At 58.9% G+C, this 16,191-nt stretch carries 17 protein-coding genes; 13 read left to right on the top strand and 4 right to left on the bottom strand.

What is annotated here, in order from left to right; genetic code table 11:
• Window positions 1–112 precede the first annotated feature (112 nt).
• From AC0V6U_RS10025 to AC0V6U_RS09975, 11 genes are all read left to right on the top strand, one after another.
• Window positions 113–1,459, top strand: coding sequence for a spinster family MFS transporter (locus tag AC0V6U_RS10025; RefSeq protein WP_472643031.1), 1,347 nt, complete (start codon window positions 113–115; stop codon window positions 1,457–1,459).
• A gap of 3 nt (window positions 1,460–1,462) precedes the next feature.
• A complete protein-coding gene (locus AC0V6U_RS10020; RefSeq protein WP_472643030.1) occupies window positions 1,463–2,941 on the top strand; it encodes an aldehyde dehydrogenase family protein in 1,479 nt (492 codons plus the stop codon).
• Window positions 2,938–3,753 carry an alpha/beta fold hydrolase gene (locus tag AC0V6U_RS10015; protein WP_486169452.1) on the top strand — a complete coding sequence of 272 codons (816 nt, stop codon included), beginning with the start codon at window positions 2,938–2,940 and terminating at the stop codon, window positions 3,751–3,753. Before AC0V6U_RS10020 ends, AC0V6U_RS10015 begins: the two co-directional genes overlap by 4 nt.
• Window positions 3,754–3,763: 10 nt before the next feature.
• Window positions 3,764–4,312 (top strand): cupin domain-containing protein, encoded by a 549-nt coding sequence (locus tag AC0V6U_RS10010; protein WP_472643028.1) that lies wholly within the window; start codon window positions 3,764–3,766, stop codon window positions 4,310–4,312.
• The gene (locus AC0V6U_RS10005) at window positions 4,284–5,294 is read left to right on the top strand and encodes an ornithine cyclodeaminase family protein (protein ID WP_472643027.1); all 1,011 of its coding nucleotides are present in this window, start codon (window positions 4,284–4,286) and stop codon (window positions 5,292–5,294) included. Before AC0V6U_RS10010 ends, AC0V6U_RS10005 begins: the two co-directional genes overlap by 29 nt.
• Before the next feature lie 79 nt (window positions 5,295–5,373).
• Window positions 5,374–6,675 (top strand): serine hydrolase domain-containing protein, encoded by a 1,302-nt coding sequence (locus tag AC0V6U_RS10000; RefSeq protein ID WP_486169451.1) that lies wholly within the window; start codon window positions 5,374–5,376, stop codon window positions 6,673–6,675.
• Window positions 6,672–8,078, top strand: a complete 1,407-nt coding sequence (locus AC0V6U_RS09995; protein ID WP_472643025.1) for an MFS transporter — start codon at window positions 6,672–6,674, stop codon at window positions 8,076–8,078. The genes AC0V6U_RS10000 and AC0V6U_RS09995 overlap by 4 nt, the downstream gene beginning before the upstream one ends.
• 10 nt (window positions 8,079–8,088) lie before the next feature.
• The gene (locus AC0V6U_RS09990; protein ID WP_472643024.1) at window positions 8,089–9,135 is read left to right on the top strand and encodes a class I SAM-dependent methyltransferase; all 1,047 of its coding nucleotides are present in this window, start codon (window positions 8,089–8,091) and stop codon (window positions 9,133–9,135) included.
• Window positions 9,132–9,413 carry a hypothetical protein gene (locus tag AC0V6U_RS09985; RefSeq protein ID WP_472643023.1) on the top strand — a complete coding sequence of 94 codons (282 nt, stop codon included), beginning with the start codon at window positions 9,132–9,134 and terminating at the stop codon, window positions 9,411–9,413. Before AC0V6U_RS09990 ends, AC0V6U_RS09985 begins: the two co-directional genes overlap by 4 nt.
• Window positions 9,414–9,422: 9 nt before the next feature.
• Complete coding sequence (locus AC0V6U_RS09980) at window positions 9,423–10,379, top strand: alpha/beta hydrolase family protein (protein WP_486169450.1); 957 nt, start codon at window positions 9,423–9,425, stop codon at window positions 10,377–10,379.
• A 247-nt stretch (window positions 10,380–10,626) separates the two neighbouring features.
• Window positions 10,627–11,571: a serine hydrolase domain-containing protein gene (locus AC0V6U_RS09975; protein ID WP_472643021.1), complete on the top strand. Its 945-nt coding sequence runs from the start codon at window positions 10,627–10,629 to the stop codon at window positions 11,569–11,571.
• On the opposite strand, the gene AC0V6U_RS09970 is transcribed toward AC0V6U_RS09975, so the two are convergent.
• The 4 genes from AC0V6U_RS09970 to AC0V6U_RS09955 are packed head-to-tail and all read right to left on the bottom strand — an operon-like array spanning window position 11,572 to window position 14,014.
• Window positions 11,572–12,261 carry a glutathione S-transferase family protein gene (locus AC0V6U_RS09970; protein WP_472643020.1) on the bottom strand — a complete coding sequence of 230 codons (690 nt, stop codon included), beginning with the start codon at window positions 12,259–12,261 and terminating at the stop codon, window positions 11,572–11,574.
• Complete coding sequence (locus AC0V6U_RS09965; RefSeq protein WP_472643019.1) at window positions 12,258–12,992, bottom strand: glutathione S-transferase family protein; 735 nt, start codon at window positions 12,990–12,992, stop codon at window positions 12,258–12,260. Before AC0V6U_RS09965 ends, AC0V6U_RS09970 begins: the two co-directional genes overlap by 4 nt.
• Window positions 12,993–13,032: 40 nt before the next feature.
• Window positions 13,033–13,752 carry a phytanoyl-CoA dioxygenase family protein gene (locus tag AC0V6U_RS09960; protein ID WP_472643018.1) on the bottom strand — a complete coding sequence of 240 codons (720 nt, stop codon included), beginning with the start codon at window positions 13,750–13,752 and terminating at the stop codon, window positions 13,033–13,035.
• Window positions 13,718–14,014 carry a hypothetical protein gene (locus tag AC0V6U_RS09955; protein ID WP_472643017.1) on the bottom strand — a complete coding sequence of 99 codons (297 nt, stop codon included), beginning with the start codon at window positions 14,012–14,014 and terminating at the stop codon, window positions 13,718–13,720. Before AC0V6U_RS09955 ends, AC0V6U_RS09960 begins: the two co-directional genes overlap by 35 nt.
• Window positions 14,015–14,205: 191 nt before the next feature.
• Here AC0V6U_RS09955 and AC0V6U_RS09950 point away from each other — a divergent pair, with 191 nt between their 5' ends.
• Both AC0V6U_RS09950 and AC0V6U_RS09945 read left to right on the top strand, forming a co-directional pair.
• A complete protein-coding gene (locus AC0V6U_RS09950) occupies window positions 14,206–15,411 on the top strand; it encodes an FAD-dependent oxidoreductase (protein WP_472643016.1) in 1,206 nt (401 codons plus the stop codon).
• Window positions 15,411–16,181 (top strand): maleate cis-trans isomerase family protein, encoded by a 771-nt coding sequence (locus AC0V6U_RS09945; protein ID WP_472643015.1) that lies wholly within the window; start codon window positions 15,411–15,413, stop codon window positions 16,179–16,181. The genes AC0V6U_RS09950 and AC0V6U_RS09945 overlap by 1 nt, the downstream gene beginning before the upstream one ends.
• Window positions 16,182–16,191: the final 10 nt, after the last annotated feature.

Raw genomic sequence — 16,191 nt, 5'->3', positions numbered from 1 at the left:
TCCCTTCCAAAAAGCGGGCAATTCAACGAGGGATGCGACGCGGCTTATCCGATGGTCGGAGATTAAAATGACATCCAGTGCCGACAGAACACCAAATCCATAAGGGAGGCAAATGGCGAGCATACCACTGACCAAGCCGGAAAAGGCGCGATACTCCGATGCACGGGCGTGGTTCACTGTGGCGGTTCTCTCGCTGGCAGCCATTGTCGCTTACATTGATCGCCAAATTATCACTCTGCTGGTGGAACCGATCAAAGCCGATCTGGGCGTGTCGGATGTGCAAATGGGTTTGCTTATGGGCATTTCTTTTGCGCTGTTTTACGCGGTGCTCGCAATCCCGATCGCTTGGGTGGCGGACCGGCACAATCGCAAGTTTGTGATCCTGGTGGGCTTGGTCTGCTGGTCAGCGGCGACTTTCGCCAGCGGACTGGCCGGTGTGTTTATGGCCTTGTTCATCGCGCGCATGTTTATCGGCGTGGGGGAGGCGACCTTATCGCCTGCGGGCTTCTCCATCATCAGCGACTACTTCGCGAAGAATAAGCTGCCCGGCCCGATCAGCGTCTTTACCGGCTCTGGCTTTGTCGGATCGGGCATTGCGCTGATCCTGGGCGGGTATCTCTATGCGACACTCGCTGAGATGGGGCCAACGACGCTGCCATTTGGCACATTTCAGCCGTGGCAATTGACCTTCATGTGCGTGGCCTTGCTGAGCATTCCGCTGTTCTTCCTGATGCTGCTGATCCGAGAGCCCGTTCGCCGGGATAGCGTACCCGCCGCCGTCCAAGCCGAAGCGCCGCCAGCGTTTGAAGTTGCGAGTTTCGTGGGCAAGCATGCGGGTGTTTTCCTGCCGCTGTTCCTCGGCTTTTCATGCCTTGCGGCCGCGCAATATGGCCTGGGCGCCTGGGCGCCGAGCTATTTCATCCGCGTGCATGATTGGACCCAGTTAGAGGTCGGGCAAATGTTTGGCCCGGTCCTGATGATCGCCGGGCCGCTCGGCGTCATTTCTGGCGGCTTTGCGGCAGAGCGGATGCTCGCGCGCGGAATGGGTGATGCGACTTTACGCTTGCCGATGATCGCGGCGCTCGCGGCCTTGCCCTTTGCCATCGCATTTCCTCTGGTAAGCTCGCCGTTTATGGCGCTAGCCTTGCTCGGAGTGGTGACTGTGCTGGGCACCATCCCTTTCGGTGCTGGGGTTGCGACCTTCCCGCTGATCACGCCCAACCGGATGCGCGCGCAGGTGATGGCGGTCTATCTGCTGATCGCCAATCTGATCAGCTATTCGGTAAGCCCGCTGCTGATCGGATGGCTGACCGACGAAGTGTTCGGCGATGAAAAAGCCATCAACCTATCCCTCGCAGTTGCGCCCCCCGTCACGATTGCGGCGGGCGCGCTGCTCATCCTTCTTGCCATGCGTCCCTATCGCAAAATGGCCAATGCCCAATCCAATGGAGAAATTTGAACCATGCCTCTTACTGAACTGATTGCCGACACCTCCTCGTTCCTCGCCAAGGATAAGAAGATCCTGATTGGCGGCACCTGGTATGATGCGGGCAGCGACGCTCAAATCGATGTCGTGAACCCCAGCGACGGCGCCCGGCTGAGCGGCATTGCCGATGCCAGCGAAGCGGATGTGGACCGCGCGGTAGCGGCTGCTCGCAAGGCGTTTGACGAAGGACCATGGCCGAGCATGAAGCCGGGTGAACGCGCCGCGATGATCCATGCCTGCGCTGACAAGATGGCGGCGCATCACGAAGAGCTGGCTCAGCTGGAAACGCTAGACACCGGTAAGCCGATCAATTCTGCACGCGGAGAGATTTTCGCCGCGATTGGCGCCATGCGGTATTATGCGGGCTGGGCGGACAAGATCACCGGCACCACGCACAATATCAACATGCCCGGCGATCACCATGTCTACACGCTGAAAGAGCCTGTAGGTGTGGCCGCTCTGGTGGTGCCGTGGAACTATCCCATCGTGATGGCTGCGATGAAGCTCGGGCCATGCTTGGCGGCGGGCTGCACCGCCGTGCTGAAACCAGCTGAAGACACCTCGCTCACCGCGCTGCGCCTGGGTGAGATTTTCCTTGAGGCTGGCCTACCAGAAGGCGTGCTCAACATCGTCACCGGTTACGGCGCGACCACAGGCAATGCGCTGATCCATCACAAGGCTATCGACAAGATCGCCTTCACCGGCTCCACCGTGACTGGCAAAGTCATCGCCCATGCCGCAGCAGAGGGCCTCAAGAAAGTCAGCCTGGAGCTGGGCGGCAAATCGCCCAACATCATCATGCCGGATGCCGATCTGGAAAAGGCGATCCCTGCCTCTGCCATGAGCATTTTCTGGAACACCGGCCAGACCTGTACGGCGGCATCGCGCCTCTATGTGCATGAGGACATCAAGGATGAAGTGATCGCTGGCGTTGCGGCGGTGGGCAAGTCTCTGAAACTGGGAGCGGGTCTGGATGAGGAAACCCAGATCGGGCCGATCGTTTCAGAAAAACAGTTCGACAAGGTTCAGGATTACATCGAATTGGGCGCGAGCGAAGGCGCTGAAATCGCCAGCGGCGGACAGCGGCACGGCAATAGCGGGTTCTTCATTGAGCCGACTGTCATCGCCAACACAACCAATGATATGCGGGTCGTTCGCGAGGAGATCTTTGGCCCGGTCCTCGTCACCCAGACGTTCAAAACCGAAGACGAAGCCATCGCGCTCGCGAATGACAGCGATTATGGCCTCGCGGGCTCTGTCTGGACTGGCGATGTCGCCACCGCGCACCGCATGGCGCGCCGCATTCGTTCCGGCATTATCGGGATCAACAACGCCTCTGGCGCGGATTGGGATGTGCCGCTGGGCGGCTACAAACAGTCCGGCGTGGGCCGCGAAAACGGGCGCGATGGGTTGGAGCTTTACCTCCAGACGAAATCGGTCTTCACGACGCTATGAGCGAAGTGACAATTCCCACTGAAGTCCAACGCATCGACGTTGGCGATGCGGAGATCCATGTCGAGGTGACCGGCAGCGGGCCAGACCTGCTGCTGGTCGCCGGACTTGGTGGGCGCGGCGCGTTCTGGGCCAATCAGGTTCAGGAATTTGCCCAGCATTTCCGCGTGATCACTTTCGATCATCGCGGCTGCGGCGACAGCACGCCGGATAAGGTGGTCTATGGCGCGGAGCACATGGCGCAGGATGTCCTCGCCATGATGGACGCGATGGGGATCAAGCAGGCGAGCCTGGTGGGCCACTCCACTGGCGGGGCAATTGGCCAGCATATCGCGCTGGAACAGCCAGAGCGGCTCAGCAAACTGGTGCTGTCGTGCAGCTGGGCCGGGCCTGACACCTATCTCACCGAGCTGTTTCGCACCCGGCGCGAGATCCTGATCAGCTGCGGCCCGCTCGCTTACCTTACGATGGGCACATATCTGGCCATGCCGAGCAGTATTTTGCAGCCGCAAATGTCATCGGCGCGCAAGTTTATGGAGGAGCGGCTGGCGGCGTTTCCGGGGCTCGAGGTGGAGCTGTCGCGGATCAACGCGGTCTACACTCACGACCTGCGCAGCCGCCTGCATCACATCAAAGTGCCGACCTTGTGCATTGGTTCGTCCGACGATCAGATCACGCCGCCTGGATTTACGCAGGAAATGGGCGAGCTGATCGAGGGCGCGCAGACCCATTTGCTGGCGCGCGGCGGGCATTTTGCACCGATTGCCGCCACCGCCGATTACAATCCGCGTGTTCTTGAATTTCTAACCGCCTGAGGAAATCGCCATGTCTGTTCATCCACCCGTGGGGCATATCACCAAAGGAAAATCGGTTGTCGTCGGCCCGGACGAGGGGCGATCCCTGTGGCAGCCAATGCCCAGCCGCGGCTATGTGAATGTCAATCTGACGCCGGACAACATGCCTTATGACACCTGGTCCAGCGGCACCCAATTGCTGCCGCCCGGATGCATGGTGCGCGAGCATGGGCACAAGCAAAATCATGAACTTGTATTCGTTTATGAAGGCTCAGGCGTGGTCGATATTGATGGCGAGGAAACCGAATTTGGCCCCGGCACCACGATCCTGTTTGCGCGCAATTGCACCCATTGGATCAAGAACACGGGCACGGAAGACATGAAGATGTTCTGGGTCTTCTTCCCGCCGGGGCTGGAGGATTGGTTCTATGCCATCGGCAAAGACCGCAAGCCGGGTGATCCCATGCCCGAACCATTCGACCGGCCCGATCACGTGCAAGACGTGATGGACAAAATGCGCTTCCTCCCCCACGCAGCGCAGGATAAACAATATGCGAATTATTCCTCAATCAGACGTTGAGCGTCTGCTGCCCGTTGGCGCGTGCGTCGATGTGATGCGCGATGCGATGATCGCCACCTCTGCAGGCGATGTGACCCTGCCGATCAGGCAGTTTATGCCAGTGCCGGGCGCGCCCGGTAAAATGGCGATCATGCCCGGCTCGCTGGGCACGGCGGGCGAGGCAGAGCAAGCCTGCTTCGGGATCAAACTGGTGTGCAAATATGACCGCCCGCTGATCGATGGCAAGCCCGATCCGCTAGGCACGCATGTCGGCATGGTCATGCTGTTTGACAGTGTTAAGGGCGTGCCGCTGGCGATGATCGAAGGGTCTTCGCTGACGGCCATCCGCACCTCTGCGGCGAGCGCGCTGGCGACCCAATTGATGGCGCGCGAAGATGCATCGCGCCTCGCAATTATCGGCAATGGAGAGCAGGCCGCGCGGCATGTCGATGCGATGATGGCCGTGCGCCCGATCAGCGAAATTCATATCTGGGGCCGAGATCTGGCGCGCGCATCGGAGTTTGCTGAGGCAACCGCTGAGCGCACTGGCCTGCCCGCGGCTGCACATGCCAGCCCTGAAGACGCAGCGGCAAATGCCGACATTATCTGCACCACGACATCGGCGAAAGAGCCGGTTTTGCCCGGCTCAGCTCTAAAGCCTGGCCAGCATATCAATCTGGTCGGTGCGGCCATCCCAACCAGCGCAGAGGTCGATAGCGAGGCGGTGGCGCGCAGCCGCTTTGTGGTCGATTACCGCCCTGCAGCGATGGCCGCAGCAGGTGAGCTGCTGAATGCGATTGAGGCGGGTGTGGTCAGTGAAGGCCATATCGCCGGCGAAATTGGCGAGGTCGCAGGCGGCAAGGTTGCAGGTCGAACCAGCGCCGACGAGATCACCATGTACAAATCGCTCGGCGTCGCGGCTCAGGACTTGGCGGCGGCCCAGGCCATATGGGCCGCTGCCGAGGCGGAAGGGGGCGGACAAGAGGTCGACCTGCTAAGCTAACGGGCCCTGTCCAACAGGCGGGTAATCAAGTCCAATCTCGACGCAATGGCGCAAGTGCGCTCTAGTGTTAGGAATGATGTTGAGGACATTGCAGATCCTGCTCAAAGACCGGATGGCGCACGGTGCCAACGCCGCTCTATGCGCTCTCGCGCTGGCAGGTTGCGCCTCAACAGGGCCTGCAGAAATTGCCCCAACTTCAACCAGTTATACAGCCGAGGATGAGGCGCTCTATATGGAGCGGTTCAATCGTTTGGCTGAAGGGGGAAGCGGCGGCGCGGGGCTGGGTGCATACGATACGCTGGAGCCTGTGAGCGGCTCTGAGAAGGTCGAGCCTCTGCCCAATCGCGCCGCTGCAACCCTTTCTCCCGCCGCGCTGGATCAAGCGCGCGGTTATGCCGAGGCGCGCAACAGCTCCGCTTTGCTGGTCTGGCGCGATGGTGCGCTGGAGGCAGAGCATTATTTTGGCGAATTTGCGCAGGACAGCCTGCTGGTCTCAAAATCGCTGGCCAAACCGATCACCGCGATCCTTATCGGGCGGGCTTTGCAGCAGGGTCATATCCAATCGCTCGATCAACCGGTCGCCGATTTCATCACCGAATGGCAGGGCGATCCCAAACGCAGCAAAATCCTTATTCGTCACCTGCTCGACATGCGCACCGGGTTTAAGCCGCAAGGGTTCGCGCCTGATCCCGCCGATGTGCTAAATCGCGCCTATCTCCACCCGCGTCATGACGAAGTGATCATCAATGATTACCCGCTGACCCATGAGCCCGGCACGCGCTATGAATATGCCAATGCGACCTCTGAAATGGTCGCGCCTCTGCTCGAGCGGGCAACGGGCATGCGCTATGGCGATTATCTGACCGAGGCCTTGCTGAAGCCGCTGGGTGCGGCAGGCGGTCAGATCTGGGTGAACCGCCCGGGCGGGACCGCGCATTCCGGCTGCTGCGTTCTGCTGCCCGCGCAGACATTCCTGCGCTTTGGTGTGCTGTTGCTGCAAGATGGCGAATGGGAGGGCATGCGCCTGCTGCCAGAGGGCTATGTCGCGGAAATGCGTCAAGGGACGGAAGAGAACCCCTATTATGGCCTCGGTGTCTGGTTGCCGCACACTTTTCTGGAGCGGCGCGGTTTTGCCCATCCGTCGGTTGAATTTGGCAAGGTGCTCCATTCCGAGCCCTATGCCGACAAGGACATTTTCCTGTTCGATGGCAATGGCAATCAGACGGTCTACATCATCCCCTCCACCAATTCGGTGGTCCTGCGGATGGGCGGCCGTCCGCCGCAAGACGCCGAATGGGACAACACTTTCCTCCCCAATCTGCTGATCCGTGACGCTTACCGCGCCTCAGCTGACGCAATGCCGGAGCCTCAACCACAATGAACGCCACCATCGCCAGCGAGGCGGCTCCGACAGACGGAAAGCCGCAAGGGGAATTGCCGTTTGGCCTGAAATTCGGCTGGTCGACCGGTGCCTTTGGCGTCGCTCTGCTGATGAACGGGATTGCAGGGGTCATCCTGCTGTTCGCGGTCAGCATTCTTGGGATTGATCCCTGGCTCGCGGGCGCGGTGATCACGGTCAGCAAACTGTTTGACGTGGTGACCGATCCCATCGTTGGCATGTGGAGCGACCGGCATCGTTCGCCCAAAGGCCGACGCCGACCTTTCCTGCCTTGGGGCGCGTTCCTGAGCGCCGCCAGTTTCGCCGCCGTTTTCACAGCGCCCGAGTTTGACAATCAGTACATCACCGCGCTCTATCTGTTCGGCGCGCTGTGCGTCTATGCGTTCGGCTATACGCTCTACAATATCCCCTATCTCTCCATGCCTGCCGAGATGACCGACAGCTATCATGAGCGCTCCTCGATCCACGCGTTTCGTATGGTGTTCATCGCGCTGGGCGGGATGGTTGCCGGGGCCGGGGTGAAGTTCCTGCTCGATTACCTTGGCACGAATGAGCCGAGCAGTTGGGCGACCGTTGGCGTGATCGGCGGGGTGATGATCTTCATCTCGATGATGGCCGCCTATTTCACCACCGCGAAGGCCCGTTTTACGGCTCCTGAGGAAGCCAGTGAGAAGAACAAATTTGAGCAATTGAGCGAGGAATTCGGCGCGGTTGTTGGCAACACGCATTTCCTGCGCCTGATCGGGGTGAAGTTCTCGCAATTGATGGGCGTGCAAACGATGGGCGCCGCAATGGCCTATTTCTTTGTGCAATATCTGATGCGCGACTTCACTGCATTGGGCACATTCTTTGTGGTCGTCTCGATTTCGACGATTGTGTTCTCGCCGGTGCTGGTGGCTTTCTCAAAACGCTATGGAAAGAAGGCGGCCTATTACGTCGCAGCGGGCGTCAATATTCTCTACGCGCTCAGCTGGTCTCTCACCGGACCAGACGAACCGATGTGGTCGATCCTGATGCGCGCCGCAGTGGTCGGCATCGCCTTTGGCGGCAATGTGATCATGGCGATGAGCATGCTTACAGATATCATCAATGAAGACGCCAATCGCACAGGCGTTCGCCGCGAAGGCGCCTTCACAGCGCTCTACAGCTTTGTCGAAAAGCTCACCGGGGCGATTGGCCCGCTGATCGTCGGCATTGCACTCAGCTGGGTGGGTTTCAACAAGGACTTACCGCTGGATGCACCGCAAGGCGACGGGGTAAACACAGCTCTGCTTCTCGCCGTGTCCTGGCTGCCTGCGGTGTTCTATATGATCGGCGTTGTGCTGCTTTCGGGCTACAAATTGACCGAAGAAGACCTAAGTCCTCAACCGAAGAATGAAATGTGAAGAGTAACGCATGATGAAACAGGCCCTTGATGATCCGAACCTTCGCCAGCGCGGCCGCGCCTCGGTAGAGTTTATGGTCCAAATGCTGGTTGCCTCGGGCAGTCTGCGCGATGCGGTGAATGCCGATATCGAGGCGGCGGTTCCTGATGCGGACGCTCTGCCGGATGATCTTGACGCGCGTCAGGCGTATATGGACGAGAAGCTGGCAGACAGCGCGGCGTTCGCAACGCAGCAGCTGGTCGGCGATTGGCATGGCCGCAATCACGGCAAGGTCGCAGCTGCAGCGTTCGACGAGATTAAGGGCGATCTCGAGCCAGTGTTTGAGCGCACCGCCAAGGGTGCAGCCACGCTCACTCTCGATCCGAACCTGGTCGCGCCAGACTATTGGGACGGGGTTGATTTTCACCGCACAACCGGCGGCTGGGATAGGCATCCTAACCAAGGCTTCATCCACGGCGAGCTGATCCACCGCAAGATGGTTGCGCGCTTCTTCCCGGGCGGCATTTTTCAGCAGCGCCGTAATGTCGCAGCGATGGCGCCAAAGGATCACTACGAGAAAATTCTCGATATGGGCTGCTCCAGCGGACACTTCACCGTCGCGCTGCAAGAAACCTATCCGGAAGCGAAGGTGTACGGTGTGGAGCTGGCCGCGGAGATGCTCGACCACGCGTGGCGCACGGCCAACGACAATGGCTGGGATTGGCAGCTGTTCCAGCGCTCTGCCGAAGACACAGGTTTTGAAGCGGACAGCTTTGACCTCGTGAGCAGCTATATCCTGCTGCACGAATTGCCAGAGCACGCGATCAAGAACGTGTTTGCCGAGGCATTCCGCGTCTGCAAGCCGGGCGGCGACATGATCATGTCTGATGTCACCCGCTATGCCGATCTCGACAAGCTGTCGGCCTGGAAGGCGGACCGCGGCGCATCCTATGGCGGAGAGCCGCATTGGCGCGCATCGGCCAGTCTCGATCTGGCAGAGATCGCGCGCGCAGCGGGCTTTGTCGATGTGAAGGCAGAGGGCATGTACCCGCATGTTGTGCAGGGCCGCAAACCGTGAGCGGGAAAGACCCAAAGGACTTTAACCTTCCTCAGGCCGATTTTCTAAAGCCTGAGCAGATCGATAATGTCGGCCGCGCGCTGATTTCTTTGATGCGCGAAGTTGCGGTGCTGAATGACCGCGTGCTGGTGCTCGAAGAGCTGCTGGAGCGCGGCGATGGGGTGACGCACGAGGCGGTCGATAGCTTCGTACCAGACGAGGCCTTTACCGCGCGCTCTGAGGCCTCGATGCAGCAGACCATCGAAGGCGTGCTGACCGCGCTGCGCGGCGACGCGTAGATCGTCAGAATGCGGCGATCTCTGCTTCTCGCCGTTCTGACCTCTCTTAGTGCTTGTTCGGCCGGTTCGATTGAAGAGCCGGCTAACCCTGTGCCCGTGTCGGAACCGCCCGATTGCGCCAGCGAGCTTACGGGCAAGAACGGCCTATTTGAGACAAGCATTTTGGCCGATGCAGACCGCGCGGTCCCGATGACGGTGCTGCATCCTGACGCTCCGGGCAAATACCCGCTGATCGCCTTTTCGCACGGAGCGTTTGCTGCGCCTGACCGCTATCTCAAAATGCTCGGTCCGCTGGCAACGGCGGGCAATATTGTGGTTGCTCCGATGCATATTGATAGCGAGGAATTTGGCCGATCAGAGCCCGCCAGCCCGGATGAGGTTTGGCGCACGCGCAATGAGGATATGAAGCTGGCGCTTAGCGAGCTCGGCGGAATCGAAGACAGCCTCGCGCAAAATGGCCTTTCCATCGACCGTACCAAGGTAACCGCGATGGGGCACAGCTATGGTGCGCTGATGGCGCAGCTGGCCGGAGGCGCGCGGGCGATTGAGGATGATGGCAGCACACCCGATCGTCGCGTTCCGGCAGTGGATGCGGTGGTCGCCTGGTCGCCGCCGGGTGTTTTGCCGGGGCGCATGACACAGCAAAGTTGGGGCACTTTGGCCGCGCCTTCGCTGACGATCACGGGCACAGCGGATGTCCTGCCCGGCTTCATCGACAATTGGGAAGACCACACAGCAAGCTATGACAATGCTCCTGCTGGCAGTGCAGAACTGTGGGTGGGCGAGGGCGTGAACCACTATTTCGGCGGTATGTTTGGCCGCGAAAAGCCCGCTGATGAAGCATCAAAAGAGCTGTTTCAGCTCGCCCTCGAACGCACCCTTGCATTTGTGCAGAGGAAAACCGCTGCCCCAGAGGCATGCTTTCCGCAAACGCTATCCGATGGAGAGGTCTATGAATTCCGTTAGATGGTCAAAAGCCGTTTTGGCGATAATAGCGGTTGGCTTACCGCTGATGGCCTGTGCACCGGTTAAGGAAGTTGCCGGGGCCAGCGCATCACATGCCGGATTTGCGCCACTCCTCTTTGCCGATAGCCCGACGACATTGGAGGACATGTCGTCGGCGACCACGCTTCAAACTGAGAAATATCGCCCTCAACGTGTCCTACCCGCTTGTAGCCCGCGCGCGTTGCCCGCGTCGGAGCCAACGCCTAGAATGCGCGATGCTCTGGCACAGGCGCAAGCCTATTCGGATGAGCAGCAGGGCTTTGGCTTGATCGTGTTAAAGGATGGGGCGGTAATCCATCGCGGGTTTGACCCCGGCGTAACCGGAGCGACCAAGACAGTCTCTGCCTCCATGATGAAATCGGTTGTGGCGGTTCTGATCGGTATCGCGATCGATCGCGGCTTCATCGGATCAGTCGACGACCCTGCGGAATTCTACTTGCCGGAATGGCGCGGACAGCCTCGCGGTAAGGTCACTGTGCGCCAATTGCTCACGATGTCGAGCGGGCTGGAGCCAGTGGGGTTTGCCGATCTATTGTTCGCGCCTGACGCAAATAAGGTCGCGCTTGATGCGACACTGACGGGCCAGCCTGATGCGCGGTTCTACTATTCCAACAGCACAAGTCAGGTGCTGGGCGCGATCCTTGATCGGCAGGTGAAACAGCAGGGATATGATGGTTTCGCTGAATTCCTGCATCGCGATTTGTGGTGCCCATTGGGCAATGGTGAGGCACTGCTTTGGACCGATGAGACCGGCATGCCGCGCGCTTATGCCGGGCTGCATGCAGGTTTGGAGGATTGGGCGCGGATTGGCGAATTGATCCGCAATTCAGGCAGAGTTGGTGATCAGCAAATCGTCTCGTCCGATTGGATTGCGGCGATGACGCAGGCTTCCCCAAGCAATTCTCAATTTGGATTTCATATCTGGCGGGCTGGGGACTGGACGGCCAATCGCGCTTACAATCCAGACAATCCCATCGGCATCCCGCATAGGGAGCCGTTTGCTGCCGACGACGTGGTATTCTTCGACGGGTTCGGCGGACAGCGCGTCTATATTATCCCATCTGAGGGACTGACGATTGCCCGCGTGGGCTCTGTCAATTTGGAATATGACGACGCGATAGTACCAAACCTGCTTATTCGGGCCGTAGAGTGATTAAGCCCGGTTGAAGAACGCCTTCTTGGTTTCTTCGGTTGGATTTCCGACTTTCATCGAATCCTTGAGGATGGACATGCCGAGCTGGACGCCGGGGCGAGCTTCGACCCGGTCTATCCATGCCGCAACATTGGGGAAATTGGCGATGTCGACGCCGTGCAATTCTTGTTGGCGCGCATCCATCCACGGATAAGTCGCCATATCGACAATGCCAAAATCACTGCCCGGAGCGATCCAATCGCGCGTCGCAAGCTGGCGGTCGACTAGTCCGTAAAGCCGCTGAACTTCGCCGGAATAACGATTGATCGCATAGGGCACTTGCTCATCGGCATAGCCGCGAAAATGCCCGCATTGCCCGAACATCGGGCCGATATTGGCGCATTGGAAAAACAGCCATTGGCGGATGTTTGATTGCTCCACCGGGTCTTCTGACCAGAACTTTCCAGTCTTCTCACACAGATAAAGCAGGATCGCGCCGCTTTCGAACACGGTGTGCGGCGCGCCGCCCGGTCCATCATGGTCGACAATTGCGGGCACGCGGTTGTTGGGGCTGATCGCGAGGAAGTCCTCTGCGTGCTGTTCGCCTTTGAGGATATTGATCGATTTGACCGTGTAATCGAGCCCGAACTCTTCCAGCGCGATTGAGATTTTGTGCCCATTGGGCGTCGGCCAAAAGTAGAAATCGATCATGCCTTGTTCGCCTTTTGCAGCGCGAGCACTTCCGCAACGGAGGCCTGAAGCCTCGCTGCGCCGGTGTCTCCGGTGAAATCTTTGTTGTAATGCGATTGCACCGAGGGCCGCTGGACAGCCTCATCGTACCAATCGGACAGCGCTGGACGGCCATCACGCCAATCGAAATTAGGGTAGATCGGGTCTTTCGCTTCGTAAAATTCCGCGCGGAAGCCGAGATAGCTGATCGCGTGCAGCATCGCAGCGTGCCCGATGTCAAACCGGTCCCACCCCTTTGCGGCTTCGGCATCAAACCAATCGAGCGCGCGGATGAACTTGGGCCACATGCGCTCGAACACAAACATGTTCCATTGCTCTGGCGCCTGCCATTGCTCCGCGACCATTTGCACCGTGCCTTCAAACACGGTGTCGGCCGTCGCCAGGCGGGTGACCGCATCCCAGCGCGCTGGCCCAGCCTCCGGATACATGCGGTTCGCCTTGGAATGCGCATCGAGATATTCGCACACGGCCTGGCTGCCAAAGATCACTTGGCCGGTATCAGTCGCGAGAGTTGGCACTTTGCTTAGAGGGTTGATCGCCTCGATCGAGTACGCCTCGCCCTGGTCTTCACCGTCCAAATTCTTGAACGGGAAGGTCGCGATAAAGTCGATATCATCCCACAATCCGCATTCATGCGCGGTCACCAGAACCTTGTGAATGAACGTGTGAAACGGCGAATAGAACAGTTTCATGGGGCTTTCTCCCTTTGCGCGTTAGAGGCTCAGGTCTGGCTCAATGCGCGCCGACTTTCTTGTGGTCGGGCGATTTGTCTTTGGCTGACAATTCGCCTGCGTCTTCTTTCATCTTCATTTTCTTGAAGGTGTCGTATTCGTTGACGCCGCCCATATCCCGCTTTGGCCAGCGGGTCGCAAAACCGCGTGGGTAGCGGCTGTCATCGTCCTTACGGCCATCCTCAGACCAGAGCAGCGGGAACAGGTCGCCCTCCGGCTTTTCTCCGTCGAGCATTTCGTCAAAGCTGACGCCTGCGATGTTGAGGCAATCGGGGCGCGGGGCCCATCGAATGTCATCGCCGAACACGCGCTGAGACACCGCAACGCGCCAATCGTCGGTCGGATTGCCGACGGAATAATGCAGCACCCATGGGTTCACTACCAGGATATCGCCCGGATCCATTTCCCATTGCAGGAAGCGCAGGCCCTCTTCGCCGCGGCGGCTCTCAATTTCCGGGTGCGGCACGCGGTCATCAGGCTTGATCATCTTGCGCGCGTTCGGGCTGAACAACCAATAAGGCACATCGTCATGCTGCGTTCCGGCGAGCACTTCGAGGCAGTTTTCCTTCACAATCGGGGTCAGCGGGATCCACAGGGATGGCACCATCTTGCCCTCAACCGGGAACGCCATCCGGTCGCAATGCCACAGGGTCGCCGCATCTGATTGCGGCGGCTTGGCGAAGAATTCATCGAAGAAGAACCGGATTTCCTTCGATTGCATCACCTTGCTGCGCGGCCTCAGCAATCGGGCCTTCGAACACCATCTTGCGATATTCCGGGATACAGCGCGCCATATAACGGCCCGGGATCGTGGGCAGCAGGCCAACGTCTTTCTTGTCGACGATGACATCGCGCGCAATCGGCAGCAGCATGTCGATCCAGTCCTGATGCAGCACCTTTCTTAGGCACACCGCACCGTCACGATTGTAAGTGTCGATGTCTTCCTGCGTAATGTCGCGCAGCGGGCTGGTGTTCAGTGGCATGATTGCGTTCCTATCTAACTGCCTTCGAATTATGCGATCTCGATCTTGCGCATAAGCTAGCCCGAACTTCGTAACCACCGGTTGGATACTTTGCACTGCACTTACCGCAGAGCGGACATTTGACCCAATCGCCAGAGCCGTGGGCCGCGCGATACCTATTGTTCAGCTTGCTAAACGGAGCGGAGCATAAAATGCGGGAATACAGAACGAAGATCGTCGTGGTAGGCGCAGGGCCCGTTGGTAGCGTTGCTGCTTATCTGCTTGCGGAACAGGGGATTGATGTCCTGCTGATCGAGGCGCAGGAAGATTGTGCACTGGATTTGCGCGCGTCGACATTCCACCCACCAACACTGGAGATGCTGGATGATTTCGGCATCACGGAAAAGCTGATCAAGATGGGGCTTAAGGCCCCTGTTTATCATTTCCGGGAGCGCCAGACCGGCGAAGTCATCGACTTTGACATGTCGGAGATTGCCGACCGGACGCGCTTTCCGTTCCGCGTGCAATGCGAACAATATCACCTCTCGCGCATGTTATCTGATGCGGTGGATGGGGCGCAGAACGCAGAGGTTCTGTTCAATCACCGGGTCGTAGGCTTTACGCAGAACAGCCAGGGCGTGGAGGTCTTTGCAGAGACCCCGCATGATGTGGTCAAGATCAATGCTGATTTCCTGATCGGCGCGGATGGCTCCAACAGTATGGTCAGGAAATGGCTCGACACCGGATTTGACGGTTTCACCTATCCTGAGAAATTCCTGTGCTTCACCACCACAACCCCGCTCGAGGATCACCTGCCGAACCTGTGCCACGTCAATTACGTGTCTGATCCGGAGGAATGGATGGTTCTGCTGCGTGTGCCTTCGCTGTGGCGCGTTCTGGTGCCTGCAAAGGAGCACCAATCCGATGAAGAACTGCTGGCGGATGCAAAGAAGAATGACGTCTTTGACCGCTTGGTCGGGTCCGGTGAGAGCGTGGAGACCGCGCACCGCACGATTTACCGTGTGCACCAGAGGGTTGCGAAAACCTTCTGCAGGGGCCGTGTGTCAGTGATCGGCGATGCTGCTCACCTCAACAATCCGATTGGCGGATTTGGCATGAACAGCGGCATCCATGATGCCTTTAACCTGTGCGAGAAGCTGGTTGGCATTTACAAACATGGCCGGGATGCGGACACCGAGCTCGCCCGCTTCGACAGACAGCGCCGCACCACCACGCATGATTTCATTCAGGCCCAGACGATCAAGAACATGGAATATCTCTCCGAGGGGCAGTCTGAGGTGCACGCCAAGCGCAAGCAGGCGATGCTTGAGACGCAGCAGGATCCGGTCAAACGCCGCCAATTCCTGATTCGTCAGTCGATGATCGAATGTCTGGAAGAGGAGCGCGAAGTCGCCTGATGCCGATAAAGCCGCGTCCAAATCCTGATGCCCAGGGCTCTCGCAGGCTGTTTGGCGTTTTGGGGCCATCGACCAATACGATCGTGCAGCCGGACTTTGACGATTTGCGTGTGCCGGGTGTGACCAACCATTACAGCCGGATTGTGGTCGAGGACGCTCAGGCGATCTCGGACGAGACCTTTATGGCGGGCACGCTGGAAATTTCGCGCAACACCATTGAGGCGGTGCGCGGCGTGCTGACCTGCAATCCCGACTATCTCGTGATGGGCATGTCAGCCGTGACATTTTACGGCGGCGCAGAGGGCGCGCAGCAATGGCGCGACAATATCGAGAGCGAAGCGGGCTTGAAGCTGTGCACCGGATCGCAATCGCTGATTGAGGCGTTCAAGGCCTATGGCGGCAACATTAAGAAGATCGCGGTTCTCTCGCCATATTTCCCATCGGCCAATGCGCATGTTGCCCATTTCATGAGCGATCACGGGATTGAGGTGATGCGCGACACATGCCTGCGCTGCCCCAGTTGGACCGCAATTGCGCAAGTGCCAACCGAGACGCTTCGCGATGAGCTAAAGGCGCTGGACGGCGATGATATTGATGCTTTGGTGCAGGTCGGCACGAACCTGTCGATGACCCGGCTGGCCGCGGCGGCAGAAATGTATCTTGGCAAGCCGGTGATCGCGATCAACACCGCGACGTACTGGAATGCGCTGCGCCAGAACAATATCACCGACAAGGTGTATGGCTTTGGCCGATTGATGGAAGAATTTTAGGGTAATCCCA

The organism is Erythrobacter sp. W36 (assembly GCF_057364935.1).
This window is presented reverse-complemented; position numbering and strand designations above follow the sequence as displayed.

Bases quoted from the DNA above. Each gene is read 5' to 3' on its own strand.
- AC0V6U_RS10025 (WP_472643031.1), top strand. From the start codon at position 113: ATGGCGAGCATACCACTGACCAAGCCGGAAAAGGCGCGATACTCCGAT.
- AC0V6U_RS10020 (WP_472643030.1), top strand. From the start codon at position 1,463: ATGCCTCTTACTGAACTGATTGCCGACACCTCCTCGTTCCTCGCCAAG.
- AC0V6U_RS10015 (WP_486169452.1), top strand. From the start codon at position 2,938: ATGAGCGAAGTGACAATTCCCACTGAAGTCCAACGCATCGACGTTGGC.
- AC0V6U_RS10010 (WP_472643028.1), top strand. From the start codon at position 3,764: ATGTCTGTTCATCCACCCGTGGGGCATATCACCAAAGGAAAATCGGTT.
- AC0V6U_RS10005 (WP_472643027.1), top strand. From the start codon at position 4,284: ATGCGAATTATTCCTCAATCAGACGTTGAGCGTCTGCTGCCCGTTGGC.
- AC0V6U_RS09995 (WP_472643025.1), top strand. From the start codon at position 6,672: ATGAACGCCACCATCGCCAGCGAGGCGGCTCCGACAGACGGAAAGCCG.
- AC0V6U_RS09990 (WP_472643024.1), top strand. From the start codon at position 8,089: ATGATGAAACAGGCCCTTGATGATCCGAACCTTCGCCAGCGCGGCCGC.
- AC0V6U_RS09980 (WP_486169450.1), top strand. From the start codon at position 9,423: ATGCGGCGATCTCTGCTTCTCGCCGTTCTGACCTCTCTTAGTGCTTGT.
- AC0V6U_RS09975 (WP_472643021.1), top strand. From the start codon at position 10,627: ATGCGCGATGCTCTGGCACAGGCGCAAGCCTATTCGGATGAGCAGCAG.
- AC0V6U_RS09970 (WP_472643020.1), bottom strand. From the start codon at position 12,261: ATGATCGATTTCTACTTTTGGCCGACGCCCAATGGGCACAAAATCTCA.
- AC0V6U_RS09965 (WP_472643019.1), bottom strand. From the start codon at position 12,992: ATGAAACTGTTCTATTCGCCGTTTCACACGTTCATTCACAAGGTTCTG.
- AC0V6U_RS09960 (WP_472643018.1), bottom strand. From the start codon at position 13,752: ATGCAATCGAAGGAAATCCGGTTCTTCTTCGATGAATTCTTCGCCAAG.
- AC0V6U_RS09955 (WP_472643017.1), bottom strand. From the start codon at position 14,014: ATGCCACTGAACACCAGCCCGCTGCGCGACATTACGCAGGAAGACATC.
- AC0V6U_RS09950 (WP_472643016.1), top strand. From the start codon at position 14,206: ATGCGGGAATACAGAACGAAGATCGTCGTGGTAGGCGCAGGGCCCGTT.
- AC0V6U_RS09945 (WP_472643015.1), top strand. From the start codon at position 15,411: ATGCCGATAAAGCCGCGTCCAAATCCTGATGCCCAGGGCTCTCGCAGG.